Below are 13,716 nucleotides of genomic sequence, written 5' to 3'. Positions count from 1 at the left end.
GAGGTTCTAGACGACGCCCGTCTTTTCGGCCTCGGTCATGTAGGCGAAACCGGGGTCGGACTCGACGCGCTGCTTGATGTCAGCGGCCATGCCCGCCAGGTAGGGGGTCGCCATGGATGTGCCGGAGGAGTAGCCGTAGGTGCCGCCCGGAAGCGCCGACCAGATGTACCCGCCGGGGGCGGCGATCTCGGGCTTGAGGGTCAGGTTGGGGGCCACGCCCCAGGAGGAGAAGCTCGACGCTTTGTAGGTGGAAGGACCCCACCCGTTAGCGTTATCGACTGAGGCGACCGACAGGGACGCGGTGTAGGTGGAGGGCTGGGCGACCGTCGATGAATCGGGGTCGGATGCGTAGGGTAGGCCCCATCCGCTGGTGTTGCCCTGGGAGGCAGCGCCGAAGTTACCGCCCGCAACGTTGAGCATGATGCCCTGCTCGGCCAGGCGGTAGTAGACGGACCCGTAGACGTCGTCGCGGGCCTCGGAGGCACCACCCGCGTATCCGAAGGACATGTTGACGACGTCGGGCTTGAGGACCGCGCAGTCGTCGAGGGCGGCAAAGATCGCCGAATCGGACAGGCCTCCCGTGGCGTCGATTCCGGCCTTCATGAGCAGCAGCTGCGCGCCGGGAGCGGACCCCAGGATCGCTCCGCCATTCGCGGCCGCAATGCCCGCCACGTGCGTGCCGTGGGACATGTTGTGGGAAGTGTGCGGGATGACGTCGGAGTCTCCATCGCCGTAGTCGTAGGCGAAGGGGATCTTCGAGGACACGTAGGCACCCGCCCAGCCCGAGCTCAGGCCTCGCCTGGCCGAGGAGATCGAGTCGTAGGTGTAGGCGACAGTCGATTCGTCAAGCGCCCCCGAGAATGCCTCGTGGGTCGTGTCGAAGCCCGTGTCGATGATCGCGATGGTCGTCCCATCACCCTTCTGGCTGATGCGGTCCACCCCCGTCATGTCCAGCGAGTACTGGTTCTGGGGCGCGGAGTACCCCTCTTCCCACGAGGGAGTGACCGTCTGCTCGACGAAAGCGCGCTTGACGCCCTCGACGCCGCGGACCGCTTCGACCGCTCCCGCAGGGACCTCGATTGCGAAGCCCTCCATCACGTGCTCGTAGTCCTCAACCTCGGTCACAGGACCGCCGCCAGAGGTGACCTGGCCGGGAACTGCGGCCTCCACGGCCGTGCGAATACGCTCCTTGACGGCCGCGCGCTTGGCATCGGCTGACAGCGCGCGACGGTACCACGCAACCCCCGCGTCGCCTTCCTCAAGTTCCACGATGACCGTGACGGGCTGGTGTGACTCATCGTCGGGTAGCAGGTCACCGGTCGGCGTCGTCGCCCCGCCCGCGTCATACTGTGACTTCGAGGTGAGTTCGGGGTCCAGCGGCTTTCCGGCATTCGATGAGGGGGGCGAGGCCGGAGCCGAGCCGGGAGTGCCAGCAGGGTCGGCGAATGCTTGGGGAGCGACGACCGCGATCCCAAGGGTGGCAGCGAGGGAGAGCACTGCAAGGCGCGAACGCTTCATATTCTTCCACCGTGTATGAATTTGGCAGGCGAGCGTCAGAAATTCTCGCCCTTGAGGGATTGGAACAGGCTAAGAGTAGCGACCAAAGGTCATTATGACAAAACGATCCCTTGTATTCCACACCCGCGTTTGCAGAGTAACCAGTCGGTCAGTGACAGGCTATTGGCGATCCGACAGCTCCAGGTTCGCCCGCACGACGATGCCGATGCGCTCGATCATGTCCTCGTCCACCCACTGCCCATCCAGGGTGGCTAAGCGCGGGTGGGTGGGAGCCTCATCGAAGATCCGATCGAAGCCGAGGATCGCCCGCCACAGGGGGATCAGCTCCTCGTTGTACGTGTGACCGTGACCGCCGGGCGCCGTGCCGGCGACCGGCAGGTCGGCGAGAACCTGAATGTAGGTGACGAAGCGCGTGAACTCCACGAAGGGCGACACGTCGCGCCCCGCGCGTTCGCGCAGCCAGTCGGGCTGCTTCCACAGGAGCTTGTTGTTCCACCACACGACCGGATCGGAGGCATGCTGCGCATAGACCAGGCGCGGGAAGCCCCACGGCCCGAGCTCTCGCCCGTACAGGTCGGTACGCAGGTCCGAAGGCTCGTTGACGAAGCGCACGCGCCGCCCGTTGTAGACGACGGGCGCCACCTCGGGGCTGCCCTTGTGGCGGGCTGCCGTCAGCTCGCGGTGCATGGGCGTGAAGGCGGGGGTGCCCACCCACAGGGCGCCATCCACCCGGGAGAGCACGTCCTCGACCGAGGAGAACACCGACTGGGACGCGAAGGCACCCAGGGACTCTCCGCACACGAAGAGCGCGGGTCGCTCGGCCTCGTCCATCGTGTCGAGCTCGGCACGAACGGCCCGAAACAGCGCGGCCGAGGCCTCCTGCGCGGGCTCGAGGCCCGTTAGCCAGTTCAGGGCCGAGGGCACGTAGGAGTACTGGAGCGAAGCGGTCGCGCAGTTGCCGCGCGTGAGGTATTCGAGGGGCTGGACCTGCCACTCGTCGACCCAGCCGGAGCCGGTCGAGGCCGCGATGAGGATGACGGCGCGGTCGAAGGCGCCAGTGCGGCGCAGCTCGGCGACGACCGTGGCCGCGGCTTGCTCGATGCCCGACCCACCCCTGGGCATGCCGGAGTAGACGCGGATCGGTTCCATGGCCTCACCGCCGCAGACCTGCGCGATGTCGAGGCGCGAGGGGCCGCGGCCCAGGAAGACACGCCCCTGGCCGCCCACGGACTCCCAGGTGACGGGCGAGGCCGGGGACGCGGAGCGCTCGGGCACAAAGGGCTTGTAGATGCCGCGGGCGGTGCGCGTGTTCATGCGCTCGGCGTGGTGGCGGAAGAAGCCGATGCCGCCGCGCAGGAGAACGTTCGACGTCAGGAAGAACACGAGGGCGCAGACAATGGCGACACCCACGAGGATCGCTACCGGGCGCGGCATGTAGTCGTCGAGCGCGGAGACGAGCATGCGCCCCAGCCGGTTCAGGGCCCCGACGATCGCGATGAGGCACCAGGAAATGACGACCGTGCCGGCCGTGCCCAGGAGGTACTCGCCGAAGGTCTCACCCGGCATGTTCACGAGCTTTGCGGCGATACGGGCCCGGCGATAGGACTGAATGACGGCATAGAGCCACCAGATCGCGAAGAGCGCGGCGATGCACACGCGGAAGCCGATCTCGACGGGTTCGGAGGCGCGGATCGTCAAACTCGTCATCCGAATGACGCGGGCCCCCACATTCTGAACCACGACGCCGGCGACGTAGCCGCAGGACACGAGAACGCCCGAGGCGACCGCATGCCACGCCCAGGAGCGGGCCATGAGTGAGGGAGCAACGCTCACCGCATACATGGCGAGCGCCGCGATCACTCCCAGGAATGACAAACCCATGGCCCCATTGTGCCAGGCGCAGCCACGCCGTTCAGGAGGGGTACGAGGCCGACGTCCCCACACGCGACCGCATCGTCCACGAACTCGGTGAATGCGCGTGCCATCATTTCCCTATCGTGCATTCGACGTTCCAGCTTGAATGTGGGCGGCATGCTGGTCATGAGCATTTGGAGCATTAGCTGGGGCAACTGCTGCATATGACGGACGGTCAGCCGCATTGTAGCTTGTGTGCGTGAGTGCGGATGTTGGTTTTACTCCTGGGAATTCGTGGAGTCCTTGTCTTCCTTTGAGGAGAAGGCCAAGGAGTATGACGTGGAGGATTGGGTTCCCAACTCGGGGATGCTGGAGAATCCTGAGGTGTGGGATCGCACGAACGCGTTCCAGGATACGTGGGAAAAGGGCACGAACGACTTGCGTGAGGAGATTAAGGCTGCCTCCAGTGCGGTCAGTGGTGCTCTGGGTGCTTATAGCGAGTACATGGAGAAGGCTAAAGAGCACATGACGACAGTTCAGACGGCTGCTGAGGCGCTGAGCCAGTCTCCCGTCGTTGGTTCGGGAGCGTGATCGGGCGTGGGTGTTGTTGCCCATGGTGCACCGGTTTTTAAGATCGGTGGAGATCCTGGTGGTATTTCCACGCGCGCCGCGGTGATGATGGACCGGGCCAATGAGTTCGGCAATATTCATTCCGGTTTGTCGTCCCTCAAAGCTGATGGGTGGGAAGGTCGCGCAGCGGATCATTTCCGCTCCAAGTTCGATGTGCAGATCAAGGGCTGGGTGGACGCCCAGGAGGCGTTCTCGTCGGCGTCTGAGGCCTATAACTCGTACGCGACGGCGCTGGCGTCGGCGCAGAGCCAGTGTGATGGGATTCGTTCGCGTTGGAAGGCTGGCCGCGACGCGGTCCAGCAGGCGCAGAACAATCAGGCTGATGCGCGCAGCCAGGCCGCAGCGGACGGCGGCACGCCCGCGTTTGATGCCTCCTGTGATGAGGGTCCGGGCCGCTCAGCCATGGCGGCCGCGGTCGCTGATTTCCAGACGCTGGTCGATCAGGTCAACGAGGCCGGCGACCTGCTGATTACCGCCCTGAATGCGGGTATTGCGAAGCTGCCCGAGCGCACGTGGTGGGACGCGGTCACCCGCACGGTCGGCTCGATCCTGGGCGGTGCCTTCGAGGCCGTTGTCGAACTGCTCAAACTGGTGTGGAAGCTCAGCGGCGGCGAAGGCGTCTGGGACTTCGGCCGCATGCTCATGGGTCAGATGACCTTGGATGAGTACAACATCAAGCATCAAGAGATCCCCGCCGAGACGTTGGCGGCCATGGCGAAGGCGCTATGGAACGATCCCGTGGGCTTTATGACGGCTGTCGGCAAGTCGCTGATCGACTGGGATACGTGGACCGACGATCCCGGGCGCGCCATCGGTCACCTCCTGCCCGACGTGATCCTCGCAGTTGCGACGATGGGTGGCAGCGCCGGCGTGTCTGCCGGCGAGAAGGCCCTGACCGGCACCGCTCGCGCTCTGCGCATCGGTAAAGAAGTCTTCAAGGCTATCCTGCCCATCAGCCCCGACGATGTCAGTTCTTTGCGTAACCTAGGTAGGAACCTGGTCGGAAAGCTGAGCGCCAACGACGCTGCTCGCGCCGCCGAACGCGCGGCCAACGCCGTGGACCAGGCCACCGACGCCAGCCGCGCCGCGAGGGCTGGCGGGGCCATCGGGGACACCAGCGGCGCCGCGCACGCCGCCAGCGGGGCAGCCGATGCTGCCGGCAACGCCAACCACGCCGCTTCCGGCGGCGGAGGTATCGCCAGCAGCGCCAGCAGTGCAGGACACACAGCCCCCGGTGCTGGTAGCACCTCCCATGGAGTCAGCGACGCCGCAGACACCGCGGGCAACGCTAGCCATGCCTCGCGCGGTGGTGCGGGTGTGAAGGATTCGGCTCTTCCGCCCACGGATCCGGGCCACCGCTCCAACGGTGTGTCAAGTGCGGCCCAGCCCGCAGTGACGCCTCACGCGTCCGGAGCTGGCGATGCCGGCACCGGCGGGCACACGACCCCCGCCAACACTGCACCCAGCGCGTCTCACGGCGCTCACAACAACGCATTCATGAATGCGGATACCGGCGGCGCCACCCACGGAGCTGGCAGCACTACCAACGGTGCGACCAACACACCCACGACCGGTGCTCCTGCGACTGTCTCCCACGGTGCTCCCGCGACCGGTGCTCCTACCACCGGGACCCACGGAGCTGGCACCACCGGCACCCACGGAGCTGGCAGCACTACCAACAGCGCAACCAGCACACCCGACGCCCCCACCACACCCAAGAAGCAACCAACCTTCGAAGAACTCCTGGGCGGCGGCGACAAACAGCCGTATAGTGGAAAGGCTGCGGCAGACATGCCCACCACCCACGCGGATGAGACCGCCGACGCCAGCAAGGCTGGCCACGGCTCCGGCGACGCAAGTGGCTCCGGTAAGGCCGATGCCGACGCTCAGCATGGGCATGATTCCGCGGAGCACGCGGACGCTGACCCGAAGGCGAAGGACCACTCTGCCGACGGCAAGGCCGACGACGCTGCTGATTCGGCGCGCAACGGTGACAAGACCGAGGCCGACAAGCCCACGTCGGACAAGTCCCACAAGGAAGACGACGCCGCACACCACGACGGCGACACCGAGCACCCCAAGGACGCCGACGACGCCGACACCAAGTCCACCAAGGACGAGTCCGACACGCACAAGTCCGATGACGACAACAGTGGCGCAGAGTCTGACAACAGTACCGTCACCGACAAGAACGGAGAAGAATCACAGGAAATCAAATCCGAGGAAGGTACTGACGAGACAAAGCGCAACCCACATTCCGGAGACCCGGATCATAACTGGGGAACGTATGTTGATGAGGACGGGATCCCCCACATTGATCCCTCCGATCCGCGACCGTACCTGAACCCGAAGAATAGACCCTCATTCCGCAAGGGGATTGTGGACAAGGTCAGAGAGGCATTCACCGATGCCGACGGCGTTTTGCGTGACTGGCGCGGCAAACCGGTCGATTGGCAGCCGGGCCAGCCCCGAGCGGGCATCTGGGACATGGGGCATAAGCCCGGTCACAAGTACAGTGACGTATGGAGATCGTATGTCAATGGCGAGATGACGCCACAGCAATTTCTCGATTGGTATAATGATCCAAAGAACTATCGAGTCGAGTTTTCATCGAGAAACAGGGCTCATATCGATGAATAGCGGGTGGAATCGCTGATGACGTCTATCTTTGCGGTCGCGCACAGGGGAACCTTCGATCAATTCAAGGCGCTGTTTGCCGACGGGGACGAAAAGCGCGTGCGGTGGGGCAAGAGCCTCTTCATCGAGGCGCTCAGCAACACCGATCCCGCGCAGCGTTACCCGTTGTGCGACTTCCTGCTAGACCACGATTGCGTTCTCGATGCCGGCACCACGGACGGAACGAACCCGTTCCATATTCTCTTCGCGCAAGGCGCGCGCGACGTCGACCGGGACGTCGCGCTATGCCGCCGCCTCCTGGATCGAGGCGTAGCGCTCGGTCAACCGGACAAGAACGGGTGTATCCCCCTCGTTCACCTGATCTCCACGCAGGAGTACTCCGACGAAGAGCTCACCCCCCTGTACGACCTCGTCTTCGCGTCTCCCGACCCCGGTTTCGACATCGAGCTGACGGGCTCACACGACACCATGTACGACGTCGCTCGCCGTTGGCCCCATCGCCAGGCCTTGGCTGATCGCATTGCACGCTACCTCGCGGCCGGAAGCGAGAAACACACAAAGGAACACGCATGACCACATTCATTAACAACGCCGGCGCGGCCATCGTCTCTCGCAAGATTGTTGAGCGCACAGGCAACATCAAGTGGCTGACCCGCGAGGACCCCTTCGCCCCTCAGGACTCCGGCTGGCGCGTCCTGTCCGACCGCGACACCGCCGAGTACCTGGACGATCCTAAGAACATGACCGTCGTTGACTTTAACGAGCTGTGCGACATTGAGCCCGCCTGCATCGGTATCTACGACCTGCCGATCGGCTCCGACATTCAACTCGTCGTCGAGCCCGACGGACGTCGGCGATGGTTCGATAACAAGACCAAGAAGGAGATTTCCTTCCGCTAACCCACGCAGCGGCCCCACCCTCACAGATGGGTGAGCCAGACGAGCGTCGCATACGGGATAGCGACCTGCTCCCCCGGCGCGTAGCCGAGGTGCTCGTAGAGGTACCAGCGCAGGTTCTCCTGCATGCGCGCACGCCCCGCCTCCGACGAACGGATATACGAGGAACGGGTCGTGCCCAGGGTGAGGATCTCCTCGGGGGTCATCCGGTCCTCCCACGCGACCTGGGTGAGGGTCATCGGGGCGAAGCCCCCGCCCGGCGTGGGCGGCCTGTCGGGGCGGTGCACGTCGCCCGAGCGCATGATGCGGGTGAGGCGATGCACCCACGAGATCGACACGGCCATCTGATTCCACACGATCGCGAGCATGCCTCCGGGCGCGAGGACCCGGGCCGCCTCGAGGCCCGCACGCTCAGAATCCATCCAATGCCAGGACTGGGCAAACACAACGATGTCATACAGGCCGTTCGGTAACCCCGTGTCTTCCCCGACACCGTCGTGCCACCTCACACCTTCGACAGACGAGGCCTGAGCGCGCATCGCCTCGGAGGGCTCGACCGCGTCCACGAGGAGACCGCCGCGAGCCAGGAGCTCGCTCATCTTTCCGGTGCCCGCACCGATGTCGGCGGCACGCAGAGGGCTGCCCTGCCCCGGAGCATTCACCCCCCGCCCGCGCCGCGCGGCATCGATCAACGCGGCCACGGCCTCGTCCGGGTAGGCGGGGCGCACCGAGTCGTAGGCGCCCCCCTCCCCGACGAAGGGGTTCACATCGAGGGAATCGGACACGCCGTTCGATATCGTGTCACGATCCCCGTACTGAGGACACGAATGAGTGGTGGCCGCGCGCCCCGCCACAGCCTCGTTGTCGGGAGCGCTCACAGGAGCGAACTCCCCAGACGGCACACGTTGTCGACGTAGTGGACGTGCCACGGCTGGCCGCGCCACTCCTCGTAGGTCAGTTCGCGCGACTGCTGACGTGTGCGCTCGTCGTTGCCATGCAGCATCTCCACCAGGCGCGAGCTGTCGGCGACGAGCACGATCTCGTAGTTGAGTCCGAAGGAGCGCACATCCATGTTGGACGATCCAATGAAGCACAGGCTGCCGTCGACGATCATGTACTTGGAGTGCAGCATCCGCGGCTTGCGGTACAGGTGGATGCGCACGCCCGCCTTGAGCAGCGGCCCATAGTACGAGCGCTGCGCGTGGCCGACCAGGAACTGGTCGAATTGCTCGGAGACGAAAAGCTCGACCTCCACGCCCGACAGCGCCGCGTTCGTCAGGGCGGTCATGAGCGCCTCGTCCGGGATGAAGTAGGGGCTCGTGATCGACACGTGCGTGCGCGCCAACGAAATCATGTGGACGAAGGCGCGCAGGTTCGGCTCTCCCGTGAACGCGGGACCGGACGGGATAATCTGCATCGCCGAGGCCTGCTCGTCCTCACCCTCGGCGGCCACCTGCGCGGCGGGTGGGGTGAGGACGTCGACGGTGAGGATCTCCTTGCACGCGTAGTACCAGTCCACGGCGAAGACCGCCTGGACCTGGGCGACGATCGGGCCGGTGACGGACACGCTCGTGTCGTCGTAGAGCATGCCGGCCTTCGCGTACGAGGGAGTGTCGTAGTCGGGGGCCACGAGGTTGTGGGAACCCACGTAGGCCTCGCGACCGTCGACAACCAGGATCTTGCGGTGGTTGCGCAGGTCGGGACGTCGGATCTGCCCACGCAGCGGCGCAAAGGGCAGCATCTCGTGCCACTCGATACCACTGGTGCCCAGGCGTCGACGGAAATCCTTGTAGCCGGGGATCGTGCGCATGCCGTGGTGGTCGACGAGGAGGCGCACGGTGACGCCACGAGCCGCCGCGCGCTCGAGGGCCTCATACAAGGGGGCCGTGTACTCGTCCCAGGACGTCTGGTAGTACAGGAGGTTCACGTGATGCGTGGCCGTATCTACGCTGGCGGCCATCGCCCGGAACGTGTCGGCGGTGTCATTGTAGAGCTGTCCGACCCGTCCCACCGATGCGGGGAAACCGCTCAGGTTTCCCGACAGGCGCATGATCGACGCAGTGTCGTCGTCAGAGCCTGCGGGCAAGCCGTCGGGAGCATCCGGTACCTGGTAGGACACGGGTTCGGACGCGGTCGAGGCGGCCACGATGGCGTCGACGAGCTGGCGGGCCTCCGGATCATCGTCCAGTCGGCGCCCCATCGCCCACCACGAACCAAAGATGAAGTAGAGCGGCACGCCCACGAGGGGCCACAGGAAGATCAGAAGCAGCCACGCGGTCGAGGTCGAGGCGCGGCGGTGCTTCGGCACGACGCCCAGGGCGACAGCGCGGATGGCGAACTCGAGGGCCCCTAAGAGGAGCCACGCCCACAGCGGCGTTTCAGGGTGTGGCGGCATCATGCGCCTATTTTACCGGGCGCCCCAGATCCTGGTAGGCCCACCGCTGCCAGTAAGGCGCATAGGTTTGTCCGTCTCGGGCGAGCGCCCGGGCGCGCCGCTCGTCCTCCCCGGGGTCTGTGATCCAGATGGCGAGGTCGGCCTCGGCCTCGATGGCACCGCACCCCTCGATGATCGTCGGGGCGAGGGGGACGCGGACGGTAGCTCCGGGCGCATCCGCCTCCCAGTCCCATGCCTCGTAGTAGGAGGCTCGCCCTCCCCGCACATCGTCGGCGATTCGCCGCGCGACGCGAGCGCCTTCGGCCAGCCCGTCCCACCCGGGGTACCAATCGTCAAGGTGGAGGACCTGCCAGCCATCCAGCAAGCTCTCAAGGGCGGCAGCCAGCGTGGACTTCCCGGAGCCCGAGTAGCCGTCGATCGTGACGACGGGCATGCCGCGCCCCTCCCGCGCTTCCCCGAACGAGGCCGTGGCACACTCCCCCGCCACAGCGCGCAGGTGCGGCGCGAGGTCACGGGCGGCCTCCTCGGGGCCCGCCGTCACGGGGACGGTGACCAGACGCCCCTCACCGGCGCACCCATCCTCCCAGGTCAGGTGGCTCATCGACCCACCAGGGCGAAGGTGCCCGCCCAGACGCTCGCGGCCAGCGCGATCGCGGGCAGGGCGACGGCAACAGCCATGAGGACCGCGTCCGAGACGCGCAGGCGCGAGACGCGCGCCCACGTGCGCGTGCCCTCCGCGCCGAAGCCCCTGGCCTCCATGGTTGTGGCCAGCTTGCCGGAACGCCGCAGAGCGAACACGAGCAGTGAGAAGGAACCTCGCAGGAAGGAACGAATGCGCGATGCGTCGCCCACGCCTCGGGCACGCCGCGCCCGCTCAAGCGCCTTCCAGTCGGCCGCCATGAGTGCCGTCATGCGCGCGCCCGCCAGCGAGGCCAGCACGGGGCGGGCTGGCAGACGCACGATCTGCGCGAGGCCGTCACCCATGTCGGTGGGGTCGATGCGGTCAAGCAGGGCGATCGCCGGGATGACAATCGCGCACATGCGGATGCCGATGCCGATAGCCAGCCAGATGGAATGCTCCGAGATCGCGGCCGGGCCGAGTTGCCAGTAGACGGTTCCACCGGGAACCGCGTACAGGAGCATGGACAGCGCGCCCAGCGGCGCGGCCACCAGGAGCGGCGTCGCCTTCAGGAAGAAGCTGCGCGCTGACACGCCCGACAGGGGCATCAGAGCGAGTTCGAGAGCAAGGGCCACGCCCGCGCTCACCGGGTCAATCGTCGCCAGCAGCGGCGTGGTCGCCACGAAGAGCGCAAGCACGCGGGCAACGGGGTTGGTCCGGGCGAGCAATCCTCGCATGCCGCGCCGCTCACCGGCCCGTGCGCCGCGCGAGGAAGCGGCGCTCTCCTTGCGTTCAACCCGTGGCCCCTCCGAGTCAGCGCGATCCGGCGAGGTGGCCTCGGCCTCGTCGGTGCGAGCCGCGAGCGCCGCGCCGCGAGCGCCGACCCGCCCGAGGTCGATGACGCGCTGGCCCATCGCGGCCACGAACGCGGGGTCGTGCGTGATCGACACCAGGGTGACGCCGCGATCGAGGGCACTGCGCAGCAGGCGCACGAGGCCCAGCCACGTGCCTCGGTCCTGGCCGAAGGTCGGCTCATCCAGGATCAGCAGCTCGGGGGCGCTGATGAGCGCGGTCGCCACGGACAGGCGGCGCTTCTCGCCGCCGGACAGCGTCATGGGGTTGGCGCGCGCAAGTTTAGTCAGGCCCAGGGCCTCAAGGTGCTCGTCGACGAGGGGAGCGATCTCCTCCTCGCTCATGCCGACGGCGCGCGGGCCAATCGCAAGTTCTTCGGCCACGGTGGAGGCCAGGAACTGATACTCGGGCTCCTGGAAGACCATCGACATGCGTCCCAGGAGCTGCTTGCTCGGCCACTCGTGCGGGTCGCCGCGCGTGCCGTCAGAGGTCTCAACCTCGACTGTGCCCGCGATGGGCGGCAGGAGGCCCGCCAGCGTCAGCGCGAAGGTCGACTTTCCGGCCCCGTTCGCGCCAACGATACAGGTGGAAACACCGCGCTCGATCGTCAGGTCGATGCCTTCTCGCGCGGGGGCCTCAGCGTCGTAGCCGATCGTCAGGTCTGCGACACGGGCGATAGGAGCCTCCTCGGACGAGGCCGGGGACACCTCGGGCGCGGCGCCGACCTCGGCTGCAACATCGTCGCCGGGCAGCCAAATGCCGCGCTCGCGCAGGGCGTCGCCCTGCTTCTCAAGGACCTCATCGAGCGGGCCGTCGGCGGCGATCGTACCGTCCGCGACCACGATGACGCGATCCACGAGCGAGGCCCACACGTCCACGCGATGCTCGACGACGACCATCGTCGCGCCCGTTCGCTCGACGACCGCCTCGACGGCGGCGCGCACCTCGGCGACGCCGCTCGGGTCCAGGTTCGCGGTCGGCTCATCCAGGAGCAGCAAACCCGGGCCCATGGCGAGAATCGACGCCAGGGCCAGGCGCTGCTTCTGCCCGCCCGACAGCTCCGTCGTCGAATGATCCAGGGGAACGCTCAGGCCCACGGCCTCGAGGGATTCCTCCACTCGAGGCCAGATCTCCTCGCGCGCAACCCCCATGTTTTCCATGCCGAAGGCCACGTCGTCGCCCACGCGGGCGAGGACCACCTGGGCCTCGGGATCCTGCATGAGCAGGCCTACGCGACCCCTGGCCTGCGCCGGGGCAACGCCGTCGACGGTGAGCGTGCCGGTGGCCTCGCCCTCCTCGGCGCCGCCCAACAGGCCGGCCAAACCGCCCATGAGCGTCGACTTACCCGACCCGGACGGGCCCAACACGAGCACGCGCTCGCCCGGCGCGATATCAAGATCAACATCGGCCAGCGCGGCTTTCTTGCGTCCAGCGTGACGCCACCCCCAGCCGCGCGCGCACACGCGCGCGCCCGCCCCCTCACCCGGCGCAACCGAGGCACCGGGGAAGGACGCGGGCGTGGTGGAGGCGGAGTGGGCCTCGTCCTTGGAGCGGAAATCAGACAAGCTCGCGCGCTCCACGGCCGGAAGCGAAGCGGTCCAGGGCTCCCGTCTTCGCCAGCGCGCTCGTCAGCGCCCACGCGAGCACTCCCGCCAGGACAATGCCGGACAGGACGCCGAAGAGCAGGTAGCACGCGTTGTAGAACGCGCCCTTCTCGATGTTGCCGAACACGATGAGCTCGAGGACCCATTCGACCGCGAAAGCCAGCGCGCCCGCAGCCGAAGCCACCCACACGTTGAAGCGACGGTAGGCGACGATGGCGAAGACGATCTCAGCACCGAGGCCCTGCGCCAGGCCCGAGTAGATCGTCTCGATGGCCCACTGGGAACCCAGGGCGGTAGAAACGATCGAGGCCAGCAGCTCGACAAAGAGCGCCGCGCCGGGCTTACGGATGATGTAGCCGCCGAGCGTGCCGCCCAGCAGCCAGATGCCAGTCGCCAGGCCGCCCAGACCGGGAGCGATGGCCTTGAGGATCTCATAGGCTGCACCACCGACCTGGTTCCACACGACGAAAATGAGACCACACGCGACACCCAAGATGGCGGCAGTGACGATGTCAATAACCCTCCAGCGGAGGGAAGGGGCAGTGGAGGCCATGCGAGTAAAACTCCCTTCGTGTTGCACGGCGGCCACGAGGGAAGAGCCTTCCTACGCCGGTATGATCCGGATCAGGTTCTACGGTCGGGGGATGTTCCCCTCTCAGCTCGCGTCGAGCTCCCGTGGCACGATGGGAAGCATAGTCACTGACTATGTGT

The 13,716-nt window shown here is 66.6% G+C and carries 11 protein-coding genes, 1 pseudogene and 1 riboswitch; of the genes and pseudogenes, 5 read left to right on the top strand and 7 right to left on the bottom strand.

What is annotated here, in order from left to right:
- Nucleotides 1-6 precede the first annotated feature (6 nt).
- Together RDV55_RS05355 and RDV55_RS05350 are read right to left on the bottom strand one after the other, a co-directional pair.
- Nucleotides 7-1,518, bottom strand: coding sequence for a S8 family serine peptidase (locus RDV55_RS05355; RefSeq protein WP_111823343.1), 1,512 nt, complete (start codon nucleotides 1,516-1,518; stop codon nucleotides 7-9).
- Between the two features lie 159 nt (nucleotides 1,519-1,677).
- Nucleotides 1,678-3,399 (bottom strand): alpha/beta hydrolase, encoded by a 1,722-nt coding sequence (locus RDV55_RS05350; protein WP_111823342.1) that lies wholly within the window; start codon nucleotides 3,397-3,399, stop codon nucleotides 1,678-1,680.
- A gap of 44 nt (nucleotides 3,400-3,443) precedes the next feature.
- On the opposite strand from RDV55_RS05350, the pseudogene RDV55_RS05345 reads away from it, so the two are divergent.
- The 5 genes and pseudogenes from RDV55_RS05345 to RDV55_RS05325 form a co-directional block, all read left to right on the top strand.
- Nucleotides 3,444-3,578: pseudogene (locus RDV55_RS05345) on the top strand (cation diffusion facilitator family transporter); the annotation flags it as partial.
- 88 nt (nucleotides 3,579-3,666) lie between these two features.
- Complete coding sequence (locus RDV55_RS05340; protein ID WP_245907662.1) at nucleotides 3,667-3,963, top strand: hypothetical protein; 297 nt, start codon at nucleotides 3,667-3,669, stop codon at nucleotides 3,961-3,963.
- Between the two features lie 6 nt (nucleotides 3,964-3,969).
- The gene (locus RDV55_RS05335) at nucleotides 3,970-6,642 is read left to right on the top strand and encodes a putative T7SS-secreted protein (RefSeq protein ID WP_342767277.1); all 2,673 of its coding nucleotides are present in this window, start codon (nucleotides 3,970-3,972) and stop codon (nucleotides 6,640-6,642) included.
- 15 nt (nucleotides 6,643-6,657) lie between these two features.
- Nucleotides 6,658-7,212 (top strand): ankyrin repeat domain-containing protein, encoded by a 555-nt coding sequence (locus RDV55_RS05330; protein WP_111823528.1) that lies wholly within the window; start codon nucleotides 6,658-6,660, stop codon nucleotides 7,210-7,212.
- The gene (locus RDV55_RS05325; protein WP_111823339.1) at nucleotides 7,209-7,538 is read left to right on the top strand and encodes a DUF2185 domain-containing protein; all 330 of its coding nucleotides are present in this window, start codon (nucleotides 7,209-7,211) and stop codon (nucleotides 7,536-7,538) included. Before RDV55_RS05330 ends, RDV55_RS05325 begins: the two co-directional genes overlap by 4 nt.
- Before the next feature lie 20 nt (nucleotides 7,539-7,558).
- Here RDV55_RS05325 and RDV55_RS05320 read toward each other — a convergent pair whose 3' ends face one another.
- From RDV55_RS05320 to RDV55_RS05300, 5 genes are read right to left on the bottom strand one after another with little or no spacing between them, the layout of a single operon-like run.
- The gene (locus RDV55_RS05320) at nucleotides 7,559-8,413 is read right to left on the bottom strand and encodes a class I SAM-dependent methyltransferase (RefSeq protein ID WP_111823338.1); all 855 of its coding nucleotides are present in this window, start codon (nucleotides 8,411-8,413) and stop codon (nucleotides 7,559-7,561) included.
- Nucleotides 8,410-9,933 carry a phospholipase D-like domain-containing protein gene (locus RDV55_RS05315; protein ID WP_111823337.1) on the bottom strand — a complete coding sequence of 508 codons (1,524 nt, stop codon included), beginning with the start codon at nucleotides 9,931-9,933 and terminating at the stop codon, nucleotides 8,410-8,412. The genes RDV55_RS05320 and RDV55_RS05315 overlap by 4 nt, the downstream gene beginning before the upstream one ends.
- Before the next feature lie 4 nt (nucleotides 9,934-9,937).
- Nucleotides 9,938-10,531 carry a nucleoside/nucleotide kinase family protein gene (locus tag RDV55_RS05310; RefSeq protein WP_111823336.1) on the bottom strand — a complete coding sequence of 198 codons (594 nt, stop codon included), beginning with the start codon at nucleotides 10,529-10,531 and terminating at the stop codon, nucleotides 9,938-9,940.
- The gene (locus RDV55_RS05305; protein ID WP_111823527.1) at nucleotides 10,528-12,966 is read right to left on the bottom strand and encodes an ATP-binding cassette domain-containing protein; all 2,439 of its coding nucleotides are present in this window, start codon (nucleotides 12,964-12,966) and stop codon (nucleotides 10,528-10,530) included. Before RDV55_RS05305 ends, RDV55_RS05310 begins: the two co-directional genes overlap by 4 nt.
- Nucleotides 12,959-13,558, bottom strand: coding sequence for an ECF transporter S component (locus RDV55_RS05300; protein WP_111823335.1), 600 nt, complete (start codon nucleotides 13,556-13,558; stop codon nucleotides 12,959-12,961). The genes RDV55_RS05305 and RDV55_RS05300 overlap by 8 nt, the downstream gene beginning before the upstream one ends.
- A gap of 31 nt (nucleotides 13,559-13,589) precedes the next feature.
- Nucleotides 13,590-13,692, bottom strand: a riboswitch (TPP riboswitch).
- Between the last annotated feature and the right edge of the window lie 24 nt (nucleotides 13,693-13,716).

This window comes from Schaalia odontolytica, from assembly GCF_031191545.1.
Taxonomy (GTDB): Bacteria; Actinomycetota; Actinomycetes; order Actinomycetales; family Actinomycetaceae; genus Pauljensenia; species Pauljensenia odontolytica.
Note: the sequence above shows the minus strand (reverse complement) of the source record. Positions and strands in the feature narration are given on the sequence as shown.

Excerpts from the sequence above, each read along its gene's own strand:
- RDV55_RS05315 (WP_111823337.1), bottom strand. The coding sequence starts at position 9,933 with ATGATGCCGCCACACCCTGAAACGCCGCTGTGGGCGTGGCTCCTCTTA.
- RDV55_RS05355 (WP_111823343.1), bottom strand. The coding sequence starts at position 1,518 with ATGAAGCGTTCGCGCCTTGCAGTGCTCTCCCTCGCTGCCACCCTTGGG.
- RDV55_RS05310 (WP_111823336.1), bottom strand. The coding sequence starts at position 10,531 with ATGAGCCACCTGACCTGGGAGGATGGGTGCGCCGGTGAGGGGCGTCTG.
- RDV55_RS05325 (WP_111823339.1), top strand. The coding sequence starts at position 7,209 with ATGACCACATTCATTAACAACGCCGGCGCGGCCATCGTCTCTCGCAAG.
- RDV55_RS05350 (WP_111823342.1), bottom strand. The coding sequence starts at position 3,399 with ATGGGTTTGTCATTCCTGGGAGTGATCGCGGCGCTCGCCATGTATGCG.
- RDV55_RS05330 (WP_111823528.1), top strand. The coding sequence starts at position 6,658 with ATGACGTCTATCTTTGCGGTCGCGCACAGGGGAACCTTCGATCAATTC.
- RDV55_RS05300 (WP_111823335.1), bottom strand. The coding sequence starts at position 13,558 with ATGGCCTCCACTGCCCCTTCCCTCCGCTGGAGGGTTATTGACATCGTC.